19 protein-coding genes and 1 tRNA gene are annotated in these 20,596 nt (G+C 72.5%); 7 read left to right on the top strand and 13 right to left on the bottom strand.

Annotated elements, in window-relative coordinates:
* Position 1 precedes the first annotated feature (1 nt).
* The gene (gene nrtL / locus ACWDX7_RS11600) at positions 2–1,000 is read right to left on the bottom strand and encodes an ArgS-related anticodon-binding protein NrtL (RefSeq protein ID WP_451491295.1); all 999 of its coding nucleotides are present in this window, start codon (positions 998–1,000) and stop codon (positions 2–4) included.
* Positions 1,001–1,132: 132 nt separating this feature from the next.
* A complete protein-coding gene (locus tag ACWDX7_RS11595) occupies positions 1,133–1,621 on the bottom strand; it encodes a response regulator (RefSeq protein ID WP_451491296.1) in 489 nt (162 codons plus the stop codon).
* An 83-nt stretch (positions 1,622–1,704) separates the two neighbouring features.
* On the opposite strand from ACWDX7_RS11595, the gene ACWDX7_RS11590 reads away from it, so the two are divergent.
* Positions 1,705–1,776, top strand: a tRNA-Arg gene (locus ACWDX7_RS11590).
* A 597-nt stretch (positions 1,777–2,373) separates the two neighbouring features.
* On the opposite strand, the gene ACWDX7_RS11585 is transcribed toward ACWDX7_RS11590, so the two are convergent.
* Positions 2,374–2,988 carry an ATP-binding protein gene (locus tag ACWDX7_RS11585; protein ID WP_451491297.1) on the bottom strand — a complete coding sequence of 205 codons (615 nt, stop codon included), beginning with the start codon at positions 2,986–2,988 and terminating at the stop codon, positions 2,374–2,376.
* A gap of 173 nt (positions 2,989–3,161) precedes the next feature.
* On the opposite strand from ACWDX7_RS11585, the gene ACWDX7_RS11580 reads away from it, so the two are divergent.
* Together ACWDX7_RS11580 and ACWDX7_RS11575 are read left to right on the top strand one after the other, a co-directional pair.
* On the top strand, positions 3,162–4,034 hold the full coding sequence (locus ACWDX7_RS11580) for a helix-turn-helix domain-containing protein (RefSeq protein WP_451491298.1): 873 nt from the start codon (positions 3,162–3,164) through the stop codon (positions 4,032–4,034).
* Positions 4,031–4,234: a DUF397 domain-containing protein gene (locus ACWDX7_RS11575; protein WP_451491299.1), complete on the top strand. Its 204-nt coding sequence runs from the start codon at positions 4,031–4,033 to the stop codon at positions 4,232–4,234. Before ACWDX7_RS11580 ends, ACWDX7_RS11575 begins: the two co-directional genes overlap by 4 nt.
* A 4-nt stretch (positions 4,235–4,238) precedes the next feature.
* Here ACWDX7_RS11575 and ACWDX7_RS11570 read toward each other — a convergent pair whose 3' ends face one another.
* Positions 4,239–6,698, bottom strand: coding sequence for a helicase-associated domain-containing protein (locus ACWDX7_RS11570; RefSeq protein WP_451491300.1), 2,460 nt, complete (start codon positions 6,696–6,698; stop codon positions 4,239–4,241).
* A 232-nt stretch (positions 6,699–6,930) separates the two neighbouring features.
* On the opposite strand from ACWDX7_RS11570, the gene ACWDX7_RS11565 reads away from it, so the two are divergent.
* Both ACWDX7_RS11565 and ACWDX7_RS11560 read left to right on the top strand, forming a co-directional pair.
* Entirely contained in the window at positions 6,931–7,932 is a 1,002-nt protein-coding gene (locus tag ACWDX7_RS11565) for an XdhC family protein (RefSeq protein WP_451491301.1), read from the top strand.
* Between the two features lie 332 nt (positions 7,933–8,264).
* Positions 8,265–8,642: a DUF6479 family protein gene (locus ACWDX7_RS11560; protein WP_451491302.1), complete on the top strand. Its 378-nt coding sequence runs from the start codon at positions 8,265–8,267 to the stop codon at positions 8,640–8,642.
* Positions 8,643–8,783: 141 nt separating this feature from the next.
* Here ACWDX7_RS11560 and ACWDX7_RS11555 read toward each other — a convergent pair whose 3' ends face one another.
* From ACWDX7_RS11555 to ACWDX7_RS11540, 4 genes are all read right to left on the bottom strand, one after another.
* Entirely contained in the window at positions 8,784–9,704 is a 921-nt protein-coding gene (locus tag ACWDX7_RS11555) for an ATP-dependent DNA ligase (RefSeq protein ID WP_451491328.1), read from the bottom strand.
* Positions 9,704–10,609, bottom strand: coding sequence for a non-homologous end-joining DNA ligase (gene ligD, locus ACWDX7_RS11550; RefSeq protein ID WP_451491303.1), 906 nt, complete (start codon positions 10,607–10,609; stop codon positions 9,704–9,706). The genes ACWDX7_RS11555 and ligD overlap by 1 nt, the downstream gene beginning before the upstream one ends.
* Before the next feature lie 204 nt (positions 10,610–10,813).
* On the bottom strand, positions 10,814–11,920 hold the full coding sequence (ku, locus tag ACWDX7_RS11545; protein ID WP_451491304.1) for a non-homologous end joining protein Ku: 1,107 nt from the start codon (positions 11,918–11,920) through the stop codon (positions 10,814–10,816).
* A gap of 365 nt (positions 11,921–12,285) precedes the next feature.
* Complete coding sequence (locus ACWDX7_RS11540) at positions 12,286–13,080, bottom strand: nuclease-related domain-containing protein (RefSeq protein WP_451491305.1); 795 nt, start codon at positions 13,078–13,080, stop codon at positions 12,286–12,288.
* Between the two features lie 194 nt (positions 13,081–13,274).
* On the opposite strand from ACWDX7_RS11540, the gene ACWDX7_RS11535 reads away from it, so the two are divergent.
* On the top strand, positions 13,275–13,943 hold the full coding sequence (locus ACWDX7_RS11535; protein WP_451491306.1) for a hypothetical protein: 669 nt from the start codon (positions 13,275–13,277) through the stop codon (positions 13,941–13,943).
* A 94-nt stretch (positions 13,944–14,037) separates the two neighbouring features.
* Here ACWDX7_RS11535 and ACWDX7_RS11530 read toward each other — a convergent pair whose 3' ends face one another.
* From ACWDX7_RS11530 to ACWDX7_RS11520, 3 genes are all read right to left on the bottom strand, one after another.
* Positions 14,038–14,307: a hypothetical protein gene (locus tag ACWDX7_RS11530; RefSeq protein ID WP_451491307.1), complete on the bottom strand. Its 270-nt coding sequence runs from the start codon at positions 14,305–14,307 to the stop codon at positions 14,038–14,040.
* An 18-nt stretch (positions 14,308–14,325) separates the two neighbouring features.
* The gene (locus ACWDX7_RS11525; protein WP_451491308.1) at positions 14,326–15,039 is read right to left on the bottom strand and encodes a TetR/AcrR family transcriptional regulator; all 714 of its coding nucleotides are present in this window, start codon (positions 15,037–15,039) and stop codon (positions 14,326–14,328) included.
* 105 nt (positions 15,040–15,144) lie between these two features.
* The gene (locus ACWDX7_RS11520) at positions 15,145–16,095 is read right to left on the bottom strand and encodes an AurF N-oxygenase family protein (protein ID WP_451750271.1); all 951 of its coding nucleotides are present in this window, start codon (positions 16,093–16,095) and stop codon (positions 15,145–15,147) included.
* 148 nt (positions 16,096–16,243) lie between these two features.
* On the opposite strand from ACWDX7_RS11520, the gene ACWDX7_RS11515 reads away from it, so the two are divergent.
* Complete coding sequence (locus ACWDX7_RS11515; protein ID WP_451491309.1) at positions 16,244–17,371, top strand: ferritin-like domain-containing protein; 1,128 nt, start codon at positions 16,244–16,246, stop codon at positions 17,369–17,371.
* A gap of 309 nt (positions 17,372–17,680) precedes the next feature.
* Here the strand turns inward: ACWDX7_RS11515 and ACWDX7_RS11510 are convergent, their stop codons facing one another.
* Positions 17,681–19,138: a penicillin-binding transpeptidase domain-containing protein gene (locus ACWDX7_RS11510; RefSeq protein ID WP_451491311.1), complete on the bottom strand. Its 1,458-nt coding sequence runs from the start codon at positions 19,136–19,138 to the stop codon at positions 17,681–17,683.
* On the bottom strand, positions 19,135–20,499 hold the full coding sequence (locus tag ACWDX7_RS11505; protein WP_451491312.1) for an FtsW/RodA/SpoVE family cell cycle protein: 1,365 nt from the start codon (positions 20,497–20,499) through the stop codon (positions 19,135–19,137). The genes ACWDX7_RS11510 and ACWDX7_RS11505 overlap by 4 nt, the downstream gene beginning before the upstream one ends.
* Positions 20,500–20,596 lie beyond the last annotated feature (97 nt).

Raw genomic sequence — 20,596 nt, 5'->3', positions numbered from 1 at the left:
GTCACAGGCGTGTCGGTGCGTCTATGCCGAGCATGGACAGGCCGCCGGCCAGCACCGTCCCGGCGGCTTCGGCAAGAGCCAGCCGGGCGCGATGGGCGGCCGAGGGTTTCTCGTCCCCCTGGGGCAGGACGCGGTAATGGAAGTCCAGCAGCGCGTCGGCCACCTCGACGAGCTGCCTGGCGAGCCGCTCGGGCGCCCGGTGGTGGGCGGCGGCTTCGAGGGCGAGGGAATGGTCGGCGAGGACGCGCAGCAGCGGGGGCGCGGGCTCGTCGGCGAGGTCCGCCGGCTGGGCGGCGAAGCCGAGCCGGGCGGCGTTGGCGGTCAGGGCCGAGGCGCGGGTGCGGGCGTACCGGACGCGGAAGAACTCGTTGTCCTCGCCCTGGACGAGCAGCCGGTCGCAGAAGCCGGGCGTCTCGCGGGCGGGGACGGTGAGCATGGCCCAGCGGGCGGCGTCGGCCCCGTACCGCGCGATCACGTCACCGTCGCGCTTGGCGACGGGGGCGACAGGGGTGTGGGGCGGGGGCGCGGGGGCGTCGAGGCCCTGGCCGCGCCGGATGCGGACGACGGCCTCGTACACGGCGCGCTCGCGCAGGCCGGGCGGCGGGCCGGCGGGCCGGGCGGTGGGGCGGTCGGCTTCGGCAGCGGGGCGGGCGGCTTCGGCGGCGGGGCGGCGTGCGTGCACCTCCCGTACGAGCTCGGCGGCCGACAGGGGCGGCAGGGAGAAATTGACGAAACCCGCACCGGTGATCTCGACGCGGGCGATCCCGGACACGCCGGCCAGCCGGCGGGCCAGCACGCGGGCGACCTCGGCGGGCGCCCGGCCGCCGGCGCTCTTGGCGAGCTGGAAGGCCACGGGGGTGGCGTACTCCCCCACTCCCCCGGGCCGGGTCCGCTCGACGACGACCCGCTCGGGCACGGTCGCCGAGGCGGGCAGCTCCCCGTCCTCGACGGCGCGGCGCACGGCGTGCACGACGGTACGGGAGAGGTCAGCGGGGGTCACGGGAACCAGCCTAGGGGAGAAGCCCCCGGGTCACGCGAACGGTTTCGCCATGTGAACAGACCCGCCGCCGCCCCCGCGATCAGGGACGGGACGTGATCGCGTGAACGGACTGACCGGACAGGTGGGCGGGACTCAACCCCTCCCCCGCCCGGCGGGGGTCCCTTCCCGCTCGCGCCGGTCCTTGCGGTCCATCAGCCCGCGGACGACCCGTACCAGCTCGGCGGGCTCGAAGGGCTTGGCGACGAAGGCATCGACCCCGGCCGCGAGCTCGGCCTCGTACTGCGTACAGGCGCTCACGATGGCCACGGGCACGTCTCTGGTCCGCGGATCGGCCCGCAGCCGCGCGGCGGTCCCGAAGCCGTTCAGCCGAGGCATGACCACATCGAGCGTGATCACATCGGGGCACACCCGATGCACGACGTCCAGGCACTCGGCACCATCGTTCGCGGTCACGACCTCGAAGCCCTCCAGTTCGAGATTGACCCTGATCAGCTGCCGGATGACCTTGTTGTCGTCGACAACAAGCACCCGGCCCGAGACGCCTGGCACAACTCGAGAGTAGGTCGAGCCGTGCCCCCGCGTCCGGCTTTTCGCCACTTCCACCCCCTGCGGGCGACGCACCCCTCCCTCCCCCGCAAACCGGTTCCTGATCACCCCGCGAGAGCTGGTAGTGTTCAACCCGTCGCAGCAACACCAGCGACCGCGCCCCCGTAGCTCAGGGGATAGAGCAACGGCCTCCGGAGCCGTGTGCGCAGGTTCGAATCCTGCCGGGGGCACTCCAGCAGAGACAGCGCGATCACGCCGCTGACCAGCTGAAGTGCCAAGCATGAAGGCCCGAACTCAGTCCCGCTGAGTCCGGGCCTTTGTCGTTGTTACGCGCTGGTCCCGTGTGAGGGGCGTGTGGGCCACACATGGAGGGTCGGGATTGATCCGCTCGTTCCGCGAGATCCCGCCACGGCGAGAGAGACGGCGTCCCGTCCAGCAGCCAGGCGTCCTCCTCCTGGAAGGCGCGTGGCCTGGTGGTCAGTTCCGGGGTCGCGTATTGGTCCGATCGCCGGGCATCGGGACGGACACGTTCTCGTGCGCCTCGTACGCGGCGGCAAGGCCAGGGGGCGGATCGCGTCGCGCAGGTCGATGACCGTCCCCGCGTGCTTGCCGCTCGGGCTCGGGCTCGGGCTCGGGCTCGGGCTCGGAGACATCATGAGGGTGCCTCCCGATGATCTCCACACGCATGCCGGTGGCCTGTTCGATCTGCTCGGCGGCCTCGCGCAGGTGTCCGCGCCGGGTCCGCCATGGTGTCGTCTCCTTGCCTGCGGGGAGTGAGTGCAAGGCCTGGGTGTACACGGGACTCGGCACTCGCAACGCGCGTTTCCTTACGGCAGCCCTCGTACGGACAGCGGTTCCGCAGCGGGCACGTGGAGGGGCGGCCCTTCGTCCAGGCCGAGGACGACCGACAGGGCGCCAGTGGTGTGGCGCGCCGTCCGCACGTTGCGGACTTCGCGCCAGGCGCCCCAGACACGGATGTGTTGGCCGGGACGGACCGTGATCGCCGCGACCTGCCTCGTTGACGGTGCGGGAAGGAGGTCCGGGGCCTTCAGCTCCGACCAGACGGTCTTGCCGATGCCGCCCGCGCGGGGGCTGACGCCCCAGCGGTGGCTGAGGGCGTCCACGAGCTGTAGCCCCCGGCCGTGCTCGGCGTCCGGTTCGGGATGCCTTAGCTCCGGCCGGCCGGCACCCGCGTCGCTCACCTCCAGGCGGAGCAGTCCGTCGGCCGAGGAGTGCGCGATGCGGATACCGACCTGGCGGTCGCTGGGCGCCGGTGCGTGCAGGGCGTTCGTCACGAGCTCGGAGAGGACGAGTTCGGCGGTGTGCAGGAGGTCGTCCCCCGCAGCCCAGTCCCCAAGCACGGCGTGTAGTGCGGCACGAGCTCTGGGCGCACTACGGGGTCGGCGTGGCAGCCGGAAAGAGACGTCGATCAGTGCGGCCATGACAGCTCCCAGGAGGTCGGAACCCCCACACGGGCGGAGGCTCAGGTACCGACACCAAGTAGCGTGCCCGCAGAACGGATAGTGGCGCAACGTTGAATGAGTAGCCCGGTCTTAATTCACCCATACGAGCATTCGGGAGCCATCAAGCCACCCGCTCTGGTAGGGAGTTACCTATGCCAAACGTGATGCCCTCCACCGTCCTTGGTCGCCAACTCGGCGACGAGCTACGTCGGTTCCGAGAGGCCGCAGGTCTCACCACTGCGACCGCCGCCGAGGTGCTGGACTGCACAAAGGGGAAGATCAGCCGCATTGAGAACGGCCACGTCCCAGTCCGCACCCCTGATCTCGTCGCGCTCATGGAGGCGTACGGGGTGACGGATGCGGAGCCGCGGGAGCGCCTGACCTCCCTTGCCCTGAGGGCGAACAGGCGACGGCGTGAAGGGTGGTGGCACGAGTACGCCTCCGTTCTCAGTGACGCTTATCGCGACCAGATCGAGATGGAGTCGATCTGCGACAGCATCCGCACCTACCAGGTGCAGATGATGCCTGGGCTTCTCCAGACTCCGGAGTACGGGCGGGCAGTCACAGTGGCATCGCGCGCCTGGCGGACGGCCGAGGAGATCGACCGGTTCGTCCAAGTGCGGCTTGCCAGGCAGGAGCGGCTGTCCGGTGCGGACCCCATCGAGTTCTGGGCGGTTCTTGCTGAGGGAGTACTGCGCCAGCAAGTCGGCGGGCCGGACATTATGCACGCACAGTTGGAGCACTTGCTGGCCATGGCGGAGCGCCCCAACATCACGGTCCAGGTGCTGCCGTTCGTACGCGGCGCCCACTCGGGCATGTTTGGCCCCTACGTGCTGCTCAGCTTCCCGCAATTGGCGTCGCTCGACCTCGTACTCACCGAGGCCCCCACTGGCAACATCTGGATGGAGCGAGAGCAGGAAGTCGCTTGCTACCGAGGGCTCTTCGATGACGCGCGCATGGCAGCATTGCCGCCAACGGAGTCACTCGCACTGATCCAGCGTGTTGCCAAGGAGCACAGACCATGAAGCAGCCCCACTCCCCCACGCCCGACCTCACCGCAGCGTCATGGCGCGTCAGCAGCTACAGCGGCGGCCAAGGCGACTGCGTCGAGGTTGCCGACGGCGTTCCCGGCATCGTGCCCGTTCGGGACAGCAAGCGTCCGGCCGGGCCCGTGGTCGGGTTCGGGCCCGGCGCATGGCAGGCGTTCGTCACGCACGTGCGCTGACCAGTCAGCGCCCGCCCAGGAGTTGGGCCGCCAGGGCGCGGGAGCTGGAGGGGGATCCCGATCCGGGCTGGCGGTGGGCCTGGTCCAGGGTGGGGAGGAGGCTGCGGGCGCGTTCCGTGGGGGCGCGGTCGAGGACCGTGGTGCCAGTGGCGGCCTCCTGCGTGGGGGCGTAGCCGGCGGTACGGAGAGCGGACAGGGTCTCCTCCGGCGGGGCCGTGGAGATCAGGACCGTGGGGGCGATGCGGCGTAGGCCCAGCTTCGCCAGGCCGCGGGCCTGGGCGACCTCGGCGATCAGGCCTGTGTCGTCCGAGCGGATGCAGCAGGCCGAGCGGACCACGCGCAGTTGCCCGTGCGTACGGGCCGTGTCCTTGATCGTGTAGGCGAGGGGCTGCGGGAGCTCTCCTTCATTGGCTGCTGTCAGGCGGTCCAAGAGCTCGTCCGCGCTCCAGCCCGCGTCCAGGGCGCGACGCAGGGAGGTGGCACTGATCCGCCAGACCACGGCGTGGCCTTCGGATTCGATGTCGCCGACCGCCGAGAGGAGTTCGGCCAGCGCCGGGGCGGGGGCTCCGGTGACCGTCGCCGTCAGGTCCGCCTGGAAACGGGCCGTCGTGCTGGGCGCGGGGAGCATGGCATGCAGGGTGGTGCGGAGCCCCGCAATCGCCCCCGCCAGCGCCGGGCGGGCGGTCAGGTCCTCGCCCAGGGAGTCGGCGCCGAGGGCCGTGGGGTCGGCGCCCGCGCCGGGTACGGCGGGGTAGTGGTGGGCCGCGCCCGCCTCCAGCAGGGCGCTGACCGCGTGTCCGGCCGTGGTGAGGGCGCCGTGGGCCACCAGGCCGAGCAGTTGGGCCTCTTCCAGGGTGGTTCGGAGGCGGCCCGTGAGCTCGTCGTCGCCCAGGAGGAGTCCCGTACCGTCGCTCGCGAGGAGGGCGCGCAGTAGCGGCTGGTACCAGGCCGCCCGCTCCAGCAGTTCGGTGTACGAGTCCGTGGTGCCCGCCAGGCCGTGGCCCGGTGGCAGGGCGGCGAGCGCGCGCAGTACTCCGCGGCGCAGCGGTACGGCGTACTCGTCCTGCGGGCTGATCAGCGCCACCGGGGTCTCCGCCTCGTCCGGCCAGTGGGTGAGGACCTCCGGTACGACCGCCCAGGCCGCCAGCAGGGGCAGGAGCTTGCCTGCGGCCGGCGCCACGGACCACCGGTCGTAGCGGTCGCTCGGGAGCAGCCGGGCCGAGGGCTTGGGTGTGGTCGGGCGTCCACGGCGGCCGCGCGGGTCGGGCTCGTCGGCCTGCGGGGCGGCCAGGCCCGCGTTGACGGCGAGGTCCAGCCACAGGCGGGTGTCCGCCTCGCTCGCGCCGGCCGCCTTGGCCAGGCGCCGGGTCTCGCGTACGGCGATGCCGCCCGCCTTGCGTACCGCGACCGGCTGCGTCGCGAGTGCTCTCAGGATCAGCTCCGCACGCCAGGCCGCCGCTCCGGCGGCGGCGCTCCCCTGACTCTCCCAGCCGCGCGGCAGGGGAACGGTGTGGGTAAGGGGGTCTGGCTCCAGGCGGGGGCAGGGCAAGCCGCGGCCGTCGCGCAGAGCGCGGGCCACCCCGTACGGCATCTCGGCAAGGTCCGGCCCGGCGGGCAGGAGCAGGGCGCGCGCGGCGAGCCAGTCGGTGCCCTCGTCGCCGCTGCCGCCGTCCCGGAACGTGTACTTGGCGTCGGGGCCGGCGTACTCGCCGTACCGGGTGACGAAGCAGTGGGTGCGGATGAGCGGCGGGCCGGAAACGAGGTGGTCCAGCAGTTCGGCCGCCCGGGGCGGGGCCTGGTCCACCAGGGCTCGGACCTGAGCTGGGTCTGTAAGGAGGGCCACGATGCGGGCCTGGGCCTCGGGGCGGGTGGTGCGCGCCGCGCTCTCGCCGAAGAGAACGGTGGCGATCCGCTTGACCTCGGGGGCGTTGTACGCGGTGGACAGCAGCCGGTCCGCCGGGCGGCCGTAGCCGTCGAGACCCGCCGCCTGGACGTGCAGGAGCGGCGGCAGCGCCAACTGGCCCCGGGGGGCGGGCAGGAGCAGTGCGCGTGCGCGCAGCCGGTCGAGTACGGCGGCTGCCTGATCGCGCGGGCCGCCGGCGGCGAACCAGGCCAGTACGTCCTTCTCGGTCACCAGCCGCTCCGACGGCTCTACGGGCGCGGTCGGCGGCGGCGCGGGGCGCCAGGCGTACGAGGGGCGGGGCGCGGCCTCGGCGGCGACGGGGCCGTGCCGTTCGAGGGCGAGTGCCGCGACCGAGGCCAGTAGCTCCATCTCCCCGGCGGTCCCGGCGGTCAGTCCGCGTGCCACCGATTCGTCCGTGAGCAGATGCTCGGCCAGCTGACGGGATGTGGTGATGCGGGTGTAGCCGGCCGCGAGGGGGAGGTCACGTTCCTCCAAGAGGGCCGCCAGCTGGTGTTCGGGCAGTTGGCTGAGCCACTTCTCCAGGGCGTTGCGCGAGTTCACCCGCCCAGCGTAGTGGCGCTTGCTCGACTGCCGGGGAGGAACGGGACGTACAGGACCCGGGAGGGGCGGCGTCAAGGGTGGGGAGGGGGGAACGCGGTTCCGGTGGGTCCGTACGAGGGGGGTGGGGGTGGGTCTGTGGGTTTTGGGGGGTGGGGAGGGCGGTGGGGCGTGCGTAGGGTGGTTCTGAGGCCGCATCGCGCCTGTGACCTGGTGCTTTGCGGGGAGAACTCGTATGGGGATGGGCGGCGCGATGCGTGAGCTGGTGGAGACGGCGCAGCAGTGGGTGGCCGAGGGGCGGGCTGCGTATCTGGCGCGGCCCGTGACCGAGCAGGGGTTCGGGCCGCGGGATCCGGCCGGGGCCGTGCTCGTGGACGCGCGGGGCGAGTGTGTCGGGTCCCTGTACCGAGGGGTCTTCGACGCCGAGCTGGTCGCCGAGGCCGGGGCCATGGCCTCCGGGGATACGGCGCGGGTGTGCGAGGTGTCGGTGCGCGGAGCCGAGGCCGTGGCTGCGAAGCTGACGTGCGGTGGGCAGGCGGAGGTGCTGATCCAGCCGCTGGCGTCGGTGCCGGGTTCGTGGTGGGAGCTGCTCGGCCAGGGCGCCGGGGTGGCGCTGGTGACCCGGCTGAACGAGGCCGCCGACCGGGCGGTGAGTGAGGTCGTACGGGCGGCCGACGCCCCGCGCGACGACGCCGAGCGACGGACCGGCGAGCTGCTGGCTACCCGGCGGCCCGGGCGCGACGCGCTGTACGGGGAATCCGGGCTGGTGCTCGTCGAGGCGTATCCGTCCGCCCCCTTTCTCGTCATCGGCGGCCACGGCGAGCTGGCGGAGATCATCGAGCGGCAGGCCGGCCTCCTGGGGTGGCAGGCCGTCGCCCTGGAGAGCGGCGAGGACGCCGAGAAGCTGATCCGGAGCCGGCGGGACGCGGCGTGCCTCGTCATGCTGAGTCATGAACCCGCGTTCGACGTGCCCGCGCTGCGGGTCGCTCTGGCCGAGGGGATCCCGTACGTCGGTGCGCTGGGCTCGCGGAAGACGACCGCCCGGCGGCGCGACGGCCTGATCGCCGCCGGGGTGAGCGAGGCGGAACTGGCGCGGGTGCACGGCCCGATCGGCCTGGACATCGGCGCGCGGACCCCGGCGGAGACGGCGCTGGCGATCTGCGCGGAGATCATCGCGGTGCTGGGCGGGCGTGAGGCGGGGACGCTGCGCGACTCCGACGGGCCGTTGAGGGGATAGGTCCCGCGTCGGGGATGCGGGGTCCGGCCTCCGGGCCGCGGGCCGCGGCGCTGACCGGGCTCCGGGTCCGACCCCGGGCTCCGGCACTGTGCCCGCTCGGCGGTGGGTCCGGGGCGGGGCGCGGCGGCCGGATGGTGCGGGCGGCCGGGTGGCGCCGGGTGTCCGGGTAGTGACGGGTGGCGCCGGGTGACCGGGCGCGTGGGGCGCGCCCGGCTGGGCACGCTCTACGAGGCAGGCCCGGCGGCGATCGAAGCGGCCCGCTTCCCCCGCTCGGCCGTACCCGCCGGGCCAGGGGCGCGCATACCGCATGAAAGTGCGGGAAAGTGGTCTGTATGGACACGTCCTGGCACATGGGATTCGCGCTCGTCGGGCTGGCTGTGGTCGGCTTCCTGCTCGGTATGTTCTGGTTGGGCAAGCGGATCCGGGCGAAGGAACCCGCACCGCCCGCTCCGGAGACGCAGCCGCACCTGCCGGACGGCGGCCCGGTCTACGAGGTCCGTGAGGAACGGGACTCGGTGGAGATCCCCAAGGGCGGCCTGCGCCCGCACGAGATGCAGGGCTTCGGGAACTTCGGCTCCACCACCTCCAGCCATCCGGACGACGTCCGGAAGGAGCGCGAGTCCGGGTACGAGCACCCCGGTCCGGACGCGACCTATCCGCGGGCGCAGCCCGGCGGTCCCCCGGAAGCGGGACGCGGCGCGCACAGCTGACGCTGCCGCCCCGCCACACTCGGAGACCCCGGCCCCCGCCCTCACGACCACTCCTCTGACCCGCGCCTCCCGCACGGGTCAGAGGTCTGTCGGAGGTCTGTCGGAGGTCGGAGGTCCGCCACCGGTAAGCCGGAGGCCGGGTCACAGGTCAGTGCGCAGCCTGAGCACCTCCGGCGGCGGGTGGCGCGCCGAGGTGTGCCGGACCTCCGCCGTGAGCGGCGGGTCGAGCGGCCGGTACGGCACCTCACCCAGCCCGATCGCATTGATGGTGCCGGTCCCGGCGCCGGTCGCCGTCCCGGTGCCGGTTGCGGTGGCCGGAGCCGCCGCCGTGCGGGCGGCCACCGCCTGCGCCACCTCCGTACGCAGGGCCGACGTCAGCGGGCTCGACAGCAGCGGCGTCTCGTCCCCGACCGGCAGCACCAGCACCAGCGCCGCAGGGCGCCGCGGGGTCCCGGTGTAGCCGACCACCGCCGCGTCCCGTACGTCCGTGTGCCGCAGCTTCTGCCAGCCGCGCCGCCCCGCCGGATAGGCCTGGTCCAGCCGTTTGACGACCAGGCCCTCGATGCCGCTGGCCGGCAGGGTCTCGTACCAGGTCGCGGCCAGTTCCGGGTCGGTGGTCATCGGGACCGGCTGGAGCGGGGGGCCGAGCGGAAGCAGCAGCTCCACAAGGAGCGCCCGCCGCCGTTCGTACGGGCGGCCCCGCACGTCCAGGCCGCCGAGCTCCAGCACGTCGAACGCCGCGTACGAGGCCGGCAGGCTGCGCGCCAGTACGGCGGCCCGTGCCACCGTGGCCGCCGCCCGCCGCTGCACCAGCGCGAATTCCGTACGGCCCTCGTGCCAGACCACGACCTCGCCGTCCAGCACCGTCCCGGCGGGCAACCGCTGCGCGGCGGCGGTGAGGTCGGGGAAGGCGCTCGTCACGATCCGGCCGGAGCGTGCCTGGAGCTCCACGTCGGCCTCCGTACGCACCACCACGACCCGGTGGCCGTCGAACTTCGGCTCGTACGCGAGCCCCGCGCCGCGCGGCAGGGTGCTTACGGAGGCGGCCAGCGCGACGCGGATCACGGTCGGGCTCCTCGCCCCTCGGGGAGTTTCCCGGCGCGGTCCGGGTCGACCAGCGGGGCGAAGAGATCGCCGTCGCGGTCCAGCCGCGGCGCGATGTCGTCGGCGAGGAAGACCAGGTCACCGGGGGCACGGCAGGCCTCGACCTCCTCCCAGGAGACGGGCGCGGACACGGTCGGCCGGGCGCGGGCGCGCAGGGTGTAGGGGGCGGCTGTGGTCTTGGCGGCGGAGTTCTGGCTGTGGTCGACGAAGACCTTGCCGGGCCGCAGTGCCTTAGCCATGCGGTGGACGACGAGGCCGGAGAGCTCGCGCTCGGCCTCCTGCGCGAGGACCTTCGCGTACGCCGACACCCGCTCGGACGGGGTCGGCTCCAGCGGCACCGACAGGTGCATGCCCTTGGAGCCGGAGGTCTTGGCGTACGCGTCGAGGCCGTCGGCGGCGAGGCGCTCGCGCAGCCAGAGCGCGGCCGCGCAGCACTCGACGATGGTGGCGGGCGGGCCGGGGTCGAGGTCGAGGATCAGCCGGTCGGCGACGGCGGGTGCGTCGCACGGCCACTGGGGGGTGTGGAACTCCACGACGAGGTTGGCGGACCACATCAGCGTGGCCAGGTCCGCGACGACCACCTGGCGGGCGGAGGGGTCCTCGGAGTGGGGCACCGGGGCGGTCTTCACCCAGTCGGGGGTGCCGGGCGGCGGATTCTTGGTGAAGAAGAGCTGGCCGTCCGGACCGTCGGGATAGCGCAGGAAGGACACCGGGCGGTCGTGGATGTGGGCGAGGAGGGAACCCGCGACGGTGGCGTAGTAGTGCAGCACCTCGCCCTTGGTGAAGCCGGTCTCCGGGTACAGCACCTTGTCGAGGTTGCTGAGCGCGATGCGACGGCCCTCCACCACTGTGATCGGCGTCATACGATGAGGTTGCCACGAAACGGGAGGAGCCGTGCGGTCCGTCTGGAATCGGGCGATCTCCTTCCGCCAGATCCACCTCACGGACGTCTGCTCTCTGGGGGCAGAGGTTCTCGCGCACTGATCTGCTGGGAGTCGGCGCGGCTCAGAGCCGATCGGGTGAGCGTGCGGTGCGTCGCGGCGGATGTGGCGGCAGTGGGGCCGGATTCAGGCGGAGGCCCGCTTGCTGGTCTTCTTCGCAGCGCTCTTCTTCGCGGCGGCCTTCTTCGTGCTGGTCTCGCCCGTGCTCTTCTTGGCGGCCTTGGCCGTGCTCTTCGTAGGGGCGCCGGCCGTGCTCTTCGTGGCGGAGGTGCTCTTCTTCCCGCCCGCTTCCTTCGGTGTCGCGGCGGACTTCTTCGCCCCGGAGCCCGTTGCCTTCCTGGCGGGTGCCGCCTTTTTCGCCGGGGCCTTCTTCGCGGTCCTGCGGGCAGGCAGCGTCCGGACCTCGGCCTCCGTTTCCTCGGCCTCCGCCTCCCCGGCCGCACCGCGCTCCCCGCGCGACTCCTTGGCCGCGCGGACGCTGTTCTCCAGGGCAGCCATGAGGTCGATGACCTTGCCGCCCTGCGGGGCGGCTTCTTCCTCGTGCGGAATCTCCACACCCTGGAGCCGGGCCTCGATCACTTGCTGGAGGGCTTCCTGGTACTCGTCATGGAGCGCGGACAGGTCGAAGTCCTGGGACAGCATGTCCATGAGGGACCTGGCCATCTGCAGTTCCTGGGGCCGGATGCTGACGTCCCCCTCCGGCGCGACGCCGGCGGCGGGCCGGACCTCGTCGGGCCACAGGCACGTCTGCAGCACCAGCGTGTCCTCGTGCACTCGGAGCACGGCCAGCGACTCCCTCGACCGGATGGCGATCTTCGTGACGGCGATCTGCCCGGCCTCGGTGAGGGCCTGCTTGAGCAGGGCGTAGGGCTTGGCAGCCGCACGATCGGAGGTGCCGACGTAGTAGGCCTTGGAGAACATCAGCGGGTCGATGGTCCCGGCGTCTACGAAGGCCAGCACGTCGATGAGCTTCTTGCTGGGAAGGGGAAGGTCGGCGAGGTCTTCGTCGGACAGCTTGATCATGCTGCCGTCCGGGGCCTCGTAACCCTTGGTGATCTCGTGGTACGGAATCTCCACGTCCTCGGCCTCGCATACCCGCCGCAGCCGCACCCGGGAGCCGTCCTTCTCGTGCACCTGGCGAAGCGGGATGTCGTGCTCCTCCGTGGCCGTGAAGAGCTGGACCGGGATCGTGACCAGCCCGAACGAGATGGCTCCTTTCCAGGTCGCCCTCATGCCGCGCTCCTTATCTCGGGACCCTCAGGCTAAGCCGAGGGCAGGGACCGCGACACTCGGCGAGTGCTGCTGGCTGACGCCGGGCTGCGCGTCAGTGGGGGCGCCCTCGCCGTGACCGAATCCCGCCACCTGGCCAAGGCCCTGAGGGCCGGGAGGCCGGTCGGATCGGTAGGCTCCCCGAGCCGGAACTAAAGATCACCGGGTTGGACATGTCATTCGACGCGGAGTGGTCACGGATCAGGGCCGACCAGGCCAGGATGCGCCTCGACCAGTCCGACGGCGGCGGGGGCGGTAGCGGGGGCGAGCCCGATCTGAAAACTTCGGCAGGTGACAAGAAGGCCGCGGCCGAGGCGATCCGGCAGGAGCTAGGTCCAGGTGCGGGTGTCGCGGGCCAGGGTGAAGAGGGCTTCTATGTCGGACGGGGTGAGCGGCGTGCGGGGCGGGGGGAAGTCGGAGGCGGTGGGCGGGGGTTGGAGGATGAGGATGTCGCGGAGGGAGGGGGCCACGTCGATGCGGGAGGCGTCGGCCAGGGCCAGGGCCGGGGCGACGCGGGCCCCCAGGACGAGGGCCGCGCGGGCCGCTGCGCGGCGGGTCCAGCGGGGGTCCGGGCGGGGTGCGGCGCGGCCGACCGTGAGCAGGAGATCGCCGACCGCCACGCGCTGACGGCGGCCCGGGACCGTACGGACGCAGAAGACCCCGGCGGGGCCGATGAGCAGGTGGTCGATGCGGCCCATGCCCGGGAGCGGGACGCAGTGCAGGGTCCGCCAGCCACCCGCTTCCAGGGCGTCGAAGGCCTCGCCCACCCGCTGCTGCGCCGCGAGGTCCTGGCGCAGGCGGTGGCGGGAGCGCGCGCCCGCCGACCCGTGCTCCAGCTCGCCGCACAGGGCCTCGCCCGGCCGGTTCGGGGCCAGGTCGCAGTCGGGGGGAAGGGCGAGGCGTATCAGGTCCGCCGCCGTAGGGACCGGGGGCGGGCCGATCGAAACGTTCCCGGTGAGGTAGGGACGCAGGGCGGTCAGGATCGCCTCGCGGTGGTCGTCCGCCAGAACGCTGACGCGGTTCGTCTGCCGGTCGTACCAGCCCACCGCCTGTCCGTCGGGCAGGCTGACATACAGTCGGCCGCGGCCGGGCCGGCCCCCCGGGGCCACTCTGAGTCCGCCCATCCGCCTCACCCCCGACGTCCATGGGAGCAGCCGGGGCGGCGTGCGGCAATCCCCCGGTTGTGTAACGACTCCGACGGGACCCTGCGACCTCGCTGTTACAAGATCAGCGCCCGGCCGCAACGGCCGGCGCCTACGTTGGTCCCCCGGGCACGTTGGATGTGCCGGCTCCCGACCAGCAGCACCGAAGGATCGCCGTGAGTACCGTCAGCCGCAGCCGCACTGTCGTCCGCGCCGCCGCCGTGACCGCGTGCGCCGCTGCCGTGCTGGCCCTGCCCACCGCCGCCGCCCTCGCCGAGGGGTTGCCGGCCGCCTCGGCCGCGCACTCGGCGGGCCCGCAGCGGACCTTGGTCAAGACCCTCTCCCTCGCGGACGGCCTCTCCACGGCGAAGGTCTACCGCATCGCCGCCAACGCCCATCGGGCCGACATCCTGACCGCCGACGGCCACAAGGCGGCCACCCTGACCAGCCGTGACGGCGTCACCGCCGTCGGATCGGCCGGCGCCCTGCACGCGGCACTGCGTCCGGACGGGCGGCTGACGTCCTGGGTGGGTGACCCTGCCGCGCAGGGCGGCGGCCACGCCGTCGAGGGCGACGGGTACAAGACGGGCACGCGGAGCGGGCAGCTCGTCCACGCCTCCGCTGAGCGTACGAGTGGCAGTACGGGTACCGGGGCGGGTACGGGCAGCGGCGCCGCCCGCAGCGGTTCCCTGGCCGGCGGCCCCGCCGACGCGCCGCACCCGATCACGCTGGCCGGCGGGCCGGGCGAGGGCGGGCTGCTGCTGGCCGCGGGCGGCGGTATCGCGGCGCTCGGCGCCGCCGGGCTCGGCTACGCGATGCTGCGCCGCGGGCGTACGGAAGGCTGACCCCGCCCGACCCGCACGCGGCCGCACGACCCACACGAGGCCGCCCGACCCGCACGGGACCGCCGACCCGCACGAGGCCGCCGGCCACAGCGCCTCAGGCGCGTGGGGGTTTCGACCACGGCCAGCGGATCTTCGGCTTCTCGGCCGACGGGGCGTAGGTGTACTTCCAGCCCCTCTGGAGCCCCAGCCGCTTGGTGTAGCCCGACGGAACGCGTTCGTAGAGGAGCACCGTCGGGGGGCCGCCGTCGGGCGCCGGCACGGGGATCTCGTACCACTTCGGCGGATGACCGGTCAGGCCGAGGAGGACGGGGAGGACCCGGCCGTCCATCGGGCCGCCCTCGAAGGGGGTCGGTTGGCTTCTCACCGCACCAGTGTCCCAGTGTCACAGCAGGTGGGCCGCCGCGGAGACCACCGGGATCACGCGCCGGGCCAGCACGCCGACCGGGCCGTCCGCCGGTTCCAGGGCCAGCGCCGCCCGCGCGGCGGCCGCCGTCTGCGCGTCCGTCGCCGCCGTCGCGGCGAGGAGGGCGATGAACTGGTCCACCAGCCAGTCCCGGAGTTCGTCCACGCCCGGCTGCTTGCCCTCGTCGATCCAGATGAGGGAGGCGCCCTCGACCGCCGTGATCCAGGTCCGGACCATCATGCGCAGCCGCGGCCCCGGCGCCGGGACTGCCAGGTGGACGAGGATCTGCTGCGCGGCCGCCCGGCGGATGCCGTCCACGGTCGCCGTCGTGCGGGAGGTTTCTACGACGCTGCCGCCCTGGAGGAGGGCCGCGAAACCGGCGTCGTGTTCGTCGACGAAGGCGAGGTAGCGGTCCAGGGCCCGGGAAAGCCGCCTGGTGAGGGGGCCTTCCTGGGGCTCGGCGAAGCACAGTTCGAGGACGTCCGCCGCGGAGCGCAGGGCCGCCTCGTACAGCTGCTGCTTGCCGCCGGGGAAGTAGCGGTAGACGAGCGGACGCGAGACCCCGGCGGCCTCCGCGACATCGTCCAGGGAGATCTCCTCCGGCGCCCGGTGCGCGAACAGCGAGAGGGCGGCGTCGAGGAGTTGGGCTCGCCGCTCCTCGACGCTCAGCCTTCGGTAGGCGCGTACGGTCATGCCCGCAGGGTAACCGCAGGCAGCCGCCGGGAGCCCCGGAAGGGGACGGACGGGACGGGACAGGAACGGACGGGAGGGGACGGGGAAGGCCGGAACGGCCCGGGCTCAGGCCAGGAGTCCGGAGCTCTTCCACAGCCTGCGGCCGACCCCGCGCAGAACGCCGATGTCATCGAGGAAGTCGGTGAGCCGCTTGGCGCCCGTCTGCATGACCTCGCGCCGGTGACCGCTCGCCTTGACCTGGGCGAGGGCTTCGCGCCGGTCGAGGCCCATGTTCTCGTAGACCTGCGGGTTGACGAAGGCGAGCGAGAAGACACGGGCCGCCTCACCGCAGCTGACGCGGGTCAGTTCCTGCTCCCAGCGCGGGGCGGTGAGCATCTGGCGGCGCAGTTCCTCCCGGGCGTACCGGACGTGCCGGGCCTCTTCTATGACGTGGATCCGGGTGACTCCGCGGACCAGCGGCTGGACCCGCTCGTCCGGGAAGGTCAGGCGCTGCATCCAGTCGAGGATCTCCTCGCCGAGGAGCGTGCAGGCGAAGGAGCCGGGGGTGGTGGAGACGGTCTTCAGGACCCGCGCGAGGTTGTGGTTGACGCGGGAGACCGGGTACGCGGGCGCGCCGGCCTTTTGGATCATGCGGGCGAACATCATGGAGTGGCGGCACTCGTCGGCGATCTCTGTGAGGGCGTAACGGACGTGATTGCTGGTCAGGGACTTGTCGTAGATGTGCCGGACCAGCAGCTGCATGAGGATGATCTCGAACCAGATGCCGAGCGAGCCGAGCGCCGCCGCCTCGTGCCGGGAGAGGTCGATGCGCTGCTCCTCGCCCATCTTCTTCCACAGCGGCGTGTCGTAGAGGGAGAGCAGCTCGGGTGGCCAGTAGTACTTGCCCTCGGCCATCGGGGCGTCCCAGTCCAGCTCCTTGTCGGGGTCGAAGGAGTGCTTTGCCGAGGATTCGAGCAGTCGCGCGGCGATCTGCTCGCGGTCCTTGAGCGGACCGAGGGCGTCCCCGGGCACTGCTCGATCGGTCACCGTCGTCATGACTTCGGACACCTCGCTCATTGTGTTACCGGCGGTCACTCCTTATGAGACTGCGCGTCAGCAAGACCGTCAATCCCCCGCGCGGCACTTGTTGACCAGCCGTCTACCAACGTGTGACCCTGCCAACTGTCCGGTCCCGCAGGGCAGTACGTGGCACGAGGGGGCGTCAGTGTCGACGCAGGAGCTCTACACCAACGACCCGGGCGAGCGTGTCTGGCAGGTCCCCGCCTCGGGCTCGGCGCGTTTCAGCTGGGAGTACGACGAAGGCCGCGAACGGCTCCTCGCCCTCTACCAGAAGGGCAAGGACAAGCAGTGGGACGGCGCCAAGCGCATCGACTGGGCCGTCGAGGTGGACCCGTACGATCCGCTGGGCACCCCGGACGAGGTCCTCACCCTGTACGGGACGCGGCACTGGGCCAAGCTCAGCGAGAAGGACAAGGGCGAGCTGCGCCGGCATTACTCCTCCTGGCAGTTCAGCCAGTTCCTGCACGGCGAGCAGGGCGCGATGGTGTGCGCCGCACGCATAGTGGAGTCGGTGCCGGACCTGGACGCGAAGTTCTACTCCGCCACGCAGACCATGGACGAGGCCCGGCACGCCGAGATCTTCGGGCGTTTCCTGCACGAGAAGATCGGGATGCTCTACCCGATCAACGAGAGCCTGCGGGGGCTGCTGGGTGACACCCTGCGCGACTCCCGCTGGGACATGCCGTACCTGGGCATGCAGGTGCTCATCGAAGGCCTGGCGCTGGCCGCCTTCGGCATGATCCGCGATACGACGGACAAGCCGCTGCCGAAGCAGATCCTGGCGTACGTGATGCAGGACGAGGCCCGGCACGTGGCCTTCGGCCGGATGGCGCTACGGGACTACTACAAGCAGCTGACGGACGCGGAGCGGCGCGAGCGCGAGGAGTTCGTGATCGAGGGCTGCTACCTGATGCGGGACCGGCTGCGCGGGGTGGAGGTGCTGGAGAACTTCGGCGTGCCGCGGAAGGAGGCGGAGCTCTACAGCGAGCAGTCGGAGTTCCTGCACCTGTTCCGCAAGCTGCTCTTCAGCCGGATCGTGCCCTGTGTGAAGGACATCGGGCTGTGGGGGGAGCGCTTGCAGCGGGCGTATCTGGACATGGGGGTCTTCGAGATGGGTGACTCCAATCTGGACCAGCTGATGCGGCAGGACGAGGAGATCGCCGAGGCGCTGGACCGCGAGCGGTTCGCGGCCGAGGAGGCGGAGCGGGTGGCGGAGGTGGCGGCGGCCATCGACCAGGGCTCGACCGACCGGGGCCGGGGCTTTGCCGAGTAGGGCGGGGCCCCGGGGACCGGGGCCGGGGCTCCGCCGGCTAGGACGGGCGCGGGCTGACCGGCCCGCGGCACCGGCCCGCGCCACCGGCAGCGGCCGGACGGCACCGGCCGGGCATTGGTCGGCGCGGCGTGGTCAGGCCGGGCGTGGTCGGGGCGGGCGTGGTCAGGCCGGGCATGGTGAGGCCGGGCGCGGTCAGGCCGGGCATGGTGAGGCCGGGCGCGGTCAGGCCGGGCATGGTGAGGCCGGGCGCGGTCAGGCCGGGCATGATGGGCCGGGCGTCGTCGGCCCTGGTGTCAGTCGGCCCTGGTGTCAGTCGGCGAGGGCGGCCTTCATCACCGACCGGGCGATCGGCGCCGCCGCGCTGTTGCCGCTGATGTCGCCCCGCACCCCCGACGCGTCCTCCACCACCACCGCCACCGCCACCGCCGGCTCGGCCGCTCCCTCCGCCTTGGCCCAGGCGATGAACCAGGCGTACGGGGTCCCCGCGTTGCCCACGCCGTGCTGCGCCGTACCCGTCTTCCCGCCGACCGTCGCGCCCGGGATCGCCGCGTTCTTCCCGCTGCCGTCCTCCACCACCTCCACCATCAGCTCCTGCAGCCGCAGGGCGGTGACCGGGTTCATGGCCCGGCCGAGGCTGCGCTGGTCGCCGCGGCGGACGTGGTCGCCGTCGCTCTGCGTCGTGCGCTCCACGAGGTACGGGGACTTCAGCTCACCGCCGTTCGCGACCGCCGCCGCCACCATCGCCATCTGCAACGGCGTGGCCTTGGTGTTGAACTGCCCGATCGAGGACAGGGCCAGCTGGTCCCGGCTCATGTCGGTGTCGAAGTTGGACCGGGACACCCACGACGGCACCCGCAGCCCCCCGTCGTTGAAGCCGAACCGCTCCGCCGCCGCGACCATGGCCCGCAGCCCGACCCGTACGCCGATCTTCGCCATCACCGTGTTGCACGACCATCGCACCGCCTCCGCCATCGAGGCGTCCTCGCAGCCCGTGCCCGCGTTCGGCAGCAGGGTGCTGGTCCCGGGCAGCGGGTAGGGGTCGGGGGTGTCGGTCGGCGCGTGCGCGTCGGTGACCACCCCGGTGTCGAGGGCGGCCGCCGCCGTCACGATCTTGAAGGTGGAGCCGGGCGGGTACGTCTCGCGCAGCGCCCGGTTGAGCATCGGCCTGGCGGGGTCCGCGTTCAGCCGCGCCCAGGCCTCCTTGACCCGTGTCCCCGTACCGGAGAGCACCGACGGATCGTAGGAGGGGCTGCTGACGAGCGCGAGGATCCTCCCGGTGGCCGGCTCCACGGCGGCGACCGCGCCGCGCTTGCCCGCGAGGCCGGTGTAGGCGGCGCGCTGCATTGCGGCGCGGATGGTGGTGGCGGCGTTCCCACCGTCCGGGCGGCCGCGGGCCAGGTCGTACCAGAGCGGGAAGGCCGAGAGCCCCGGGTGGGCGCCCGACAGGATCCCGTCCTCGGCGCGTTCGACGAAGCTGGTCCCGTACGTCTGGGAGGAGAAGCCGGTGACGGGCGCGTAGAGCGGCCCGTGCCCGTACGTCCGCTCGTAGCGCAGCAGTTGGCGACTGTCGCGGGAGCCGGTGACGGGCCGCCCGTCGACCAGGATGTCGCCGCGCGGTTGCGCGTACCGCTCGATGACCGGGCGCTTGTTGGCCGGGTTGGCTCCGTAGGCGGCGGATTCCCAGACCTGTACACGCGCGATGTTGACCAGCAGGGCGGCGAGCAGCATCGCGCAGAAGTACGCGCACCAGCGGATGTAACGGATCACGGGGCGGCCTTCCGGGGTTCGGGCCTGCGCGCGCTGTCGCTGAGCCGGACCAGCAGGGCGACGATGATCCAGTTGGTGACGACGGAGGAGCCGCCCTGGGCCAGGAAGGGCATGGCCATGCCGGTGAGCGGGATCAGGCCGGTGACGCCGCCGGCGATGACGAACACCTGGAGGGCGACGATCGAGGCGAGGCCGGTGGCGAGCAGTCGGCCGAAGGGGTCGCGCAGGGCCAGCCCGGCGCGGAAGCCGCGGGAGACGAGCAGCCCGTAGAGGAGCAGGATCGCGCAGAGGCCGACGAGACCGAGCTCCTCACCGGCGGTGGCGAGGATGAAGTCCGACTTGGCGGCGAAGCCGATGAGGAAGGACTGGCCGTGGCCGAGCCCGGCGCCGAGGAGGCCGCCGGCGCCGAAGGCGAAGAGGGACTGGGCGAGCTGGCCGGGTCCTTCGCCCCGCTCGATGGAGGCGAAAGGGTTCAGCCAGTCCTCGACGCGGCTGTGCACATGGGGTTCGAAGGTCCCGACGGCGTACGCGCCCACCCCGGCCAGGATCAGGCCGATCGCGATCCAGCCGATCCGGCCGGTGGCGGTGAACAGCATGATGACGAAGAGGCCGAAGAAGAGGAGCGAGGTGCCGAGGTCGCGCTCCAGGACGAGCACGCCGACGCTGAGCAGCCAGATCGCGAGGATCGGACCGAGGACGCGGCCGGGCAGGAGGCGCAGCTTCCAGAAGAGCCGGCGGCCGGTGAGGGCGAGGGCGGTGCGGTTCGCGGCGAGGTAGGAGGCGAAGAAGACGGCGAGCAGGATCTTGGCGAACTCACCCGGCTGGAAGGAGAGTCCGGCGAACCGGATCCAGATGTGCGCGCCGTTGACCGCCGGGAAGAAGACGGGGACCAGCATCAGCGCGAGGGCGGCGGCGACGCAGAGGTACGCGTAGCCCTGGAGCACCCGGTGATCGCGCAGCAGGGCGACGACGAGGACGAAGAGCGCCATCCCGAGGGCGGACCAGCGGAGTTGGTCCCCGGCGGTGAGGTGGGCGGGGGTGGTCGCGTCGAGGCGCTGGATGAGGACGAGGCCGAGGCCGTTGAGCAGGACGGCGATCGGGAGCACGAGGGGATCGGCGTACGGGGCCCTGAGGCGGACGGCGAGGTGCGCGAGGAGGGCGGCGGCGGCGAGGCCGCCGGCGTACCGGGCGGCGGCGGCCGGGACGTGGCCGGTGGTTCCCAGACCCACGTGGACGTAGCCGAGGACGGAGATCAGGACGGCGCCGGCCAGAAGCGTCAGCTCGGTACCGCGGCGCTTGGCGGCGCGGGCGTCCGGGGGTGGGGGCGCGGGCTCCACCACCTTTGCCGTCAGAGCGGTCATGCGGGAAACGTAGCAAGCGAGGGGATGGTATGTCCGTTTATGTCATAGTGAGCCGAAGAGTAGTCAGAATCAGTCGGCGGGGTGGGCGCCGACCACG

The organism is Streptomyces sp. NPDC003034, from assembly GCF_053591375.1.
Note: the sequence above shows the minus strand (reverse complement) of the source record. Positions and strands in the feature narration are given on the sequence as shown.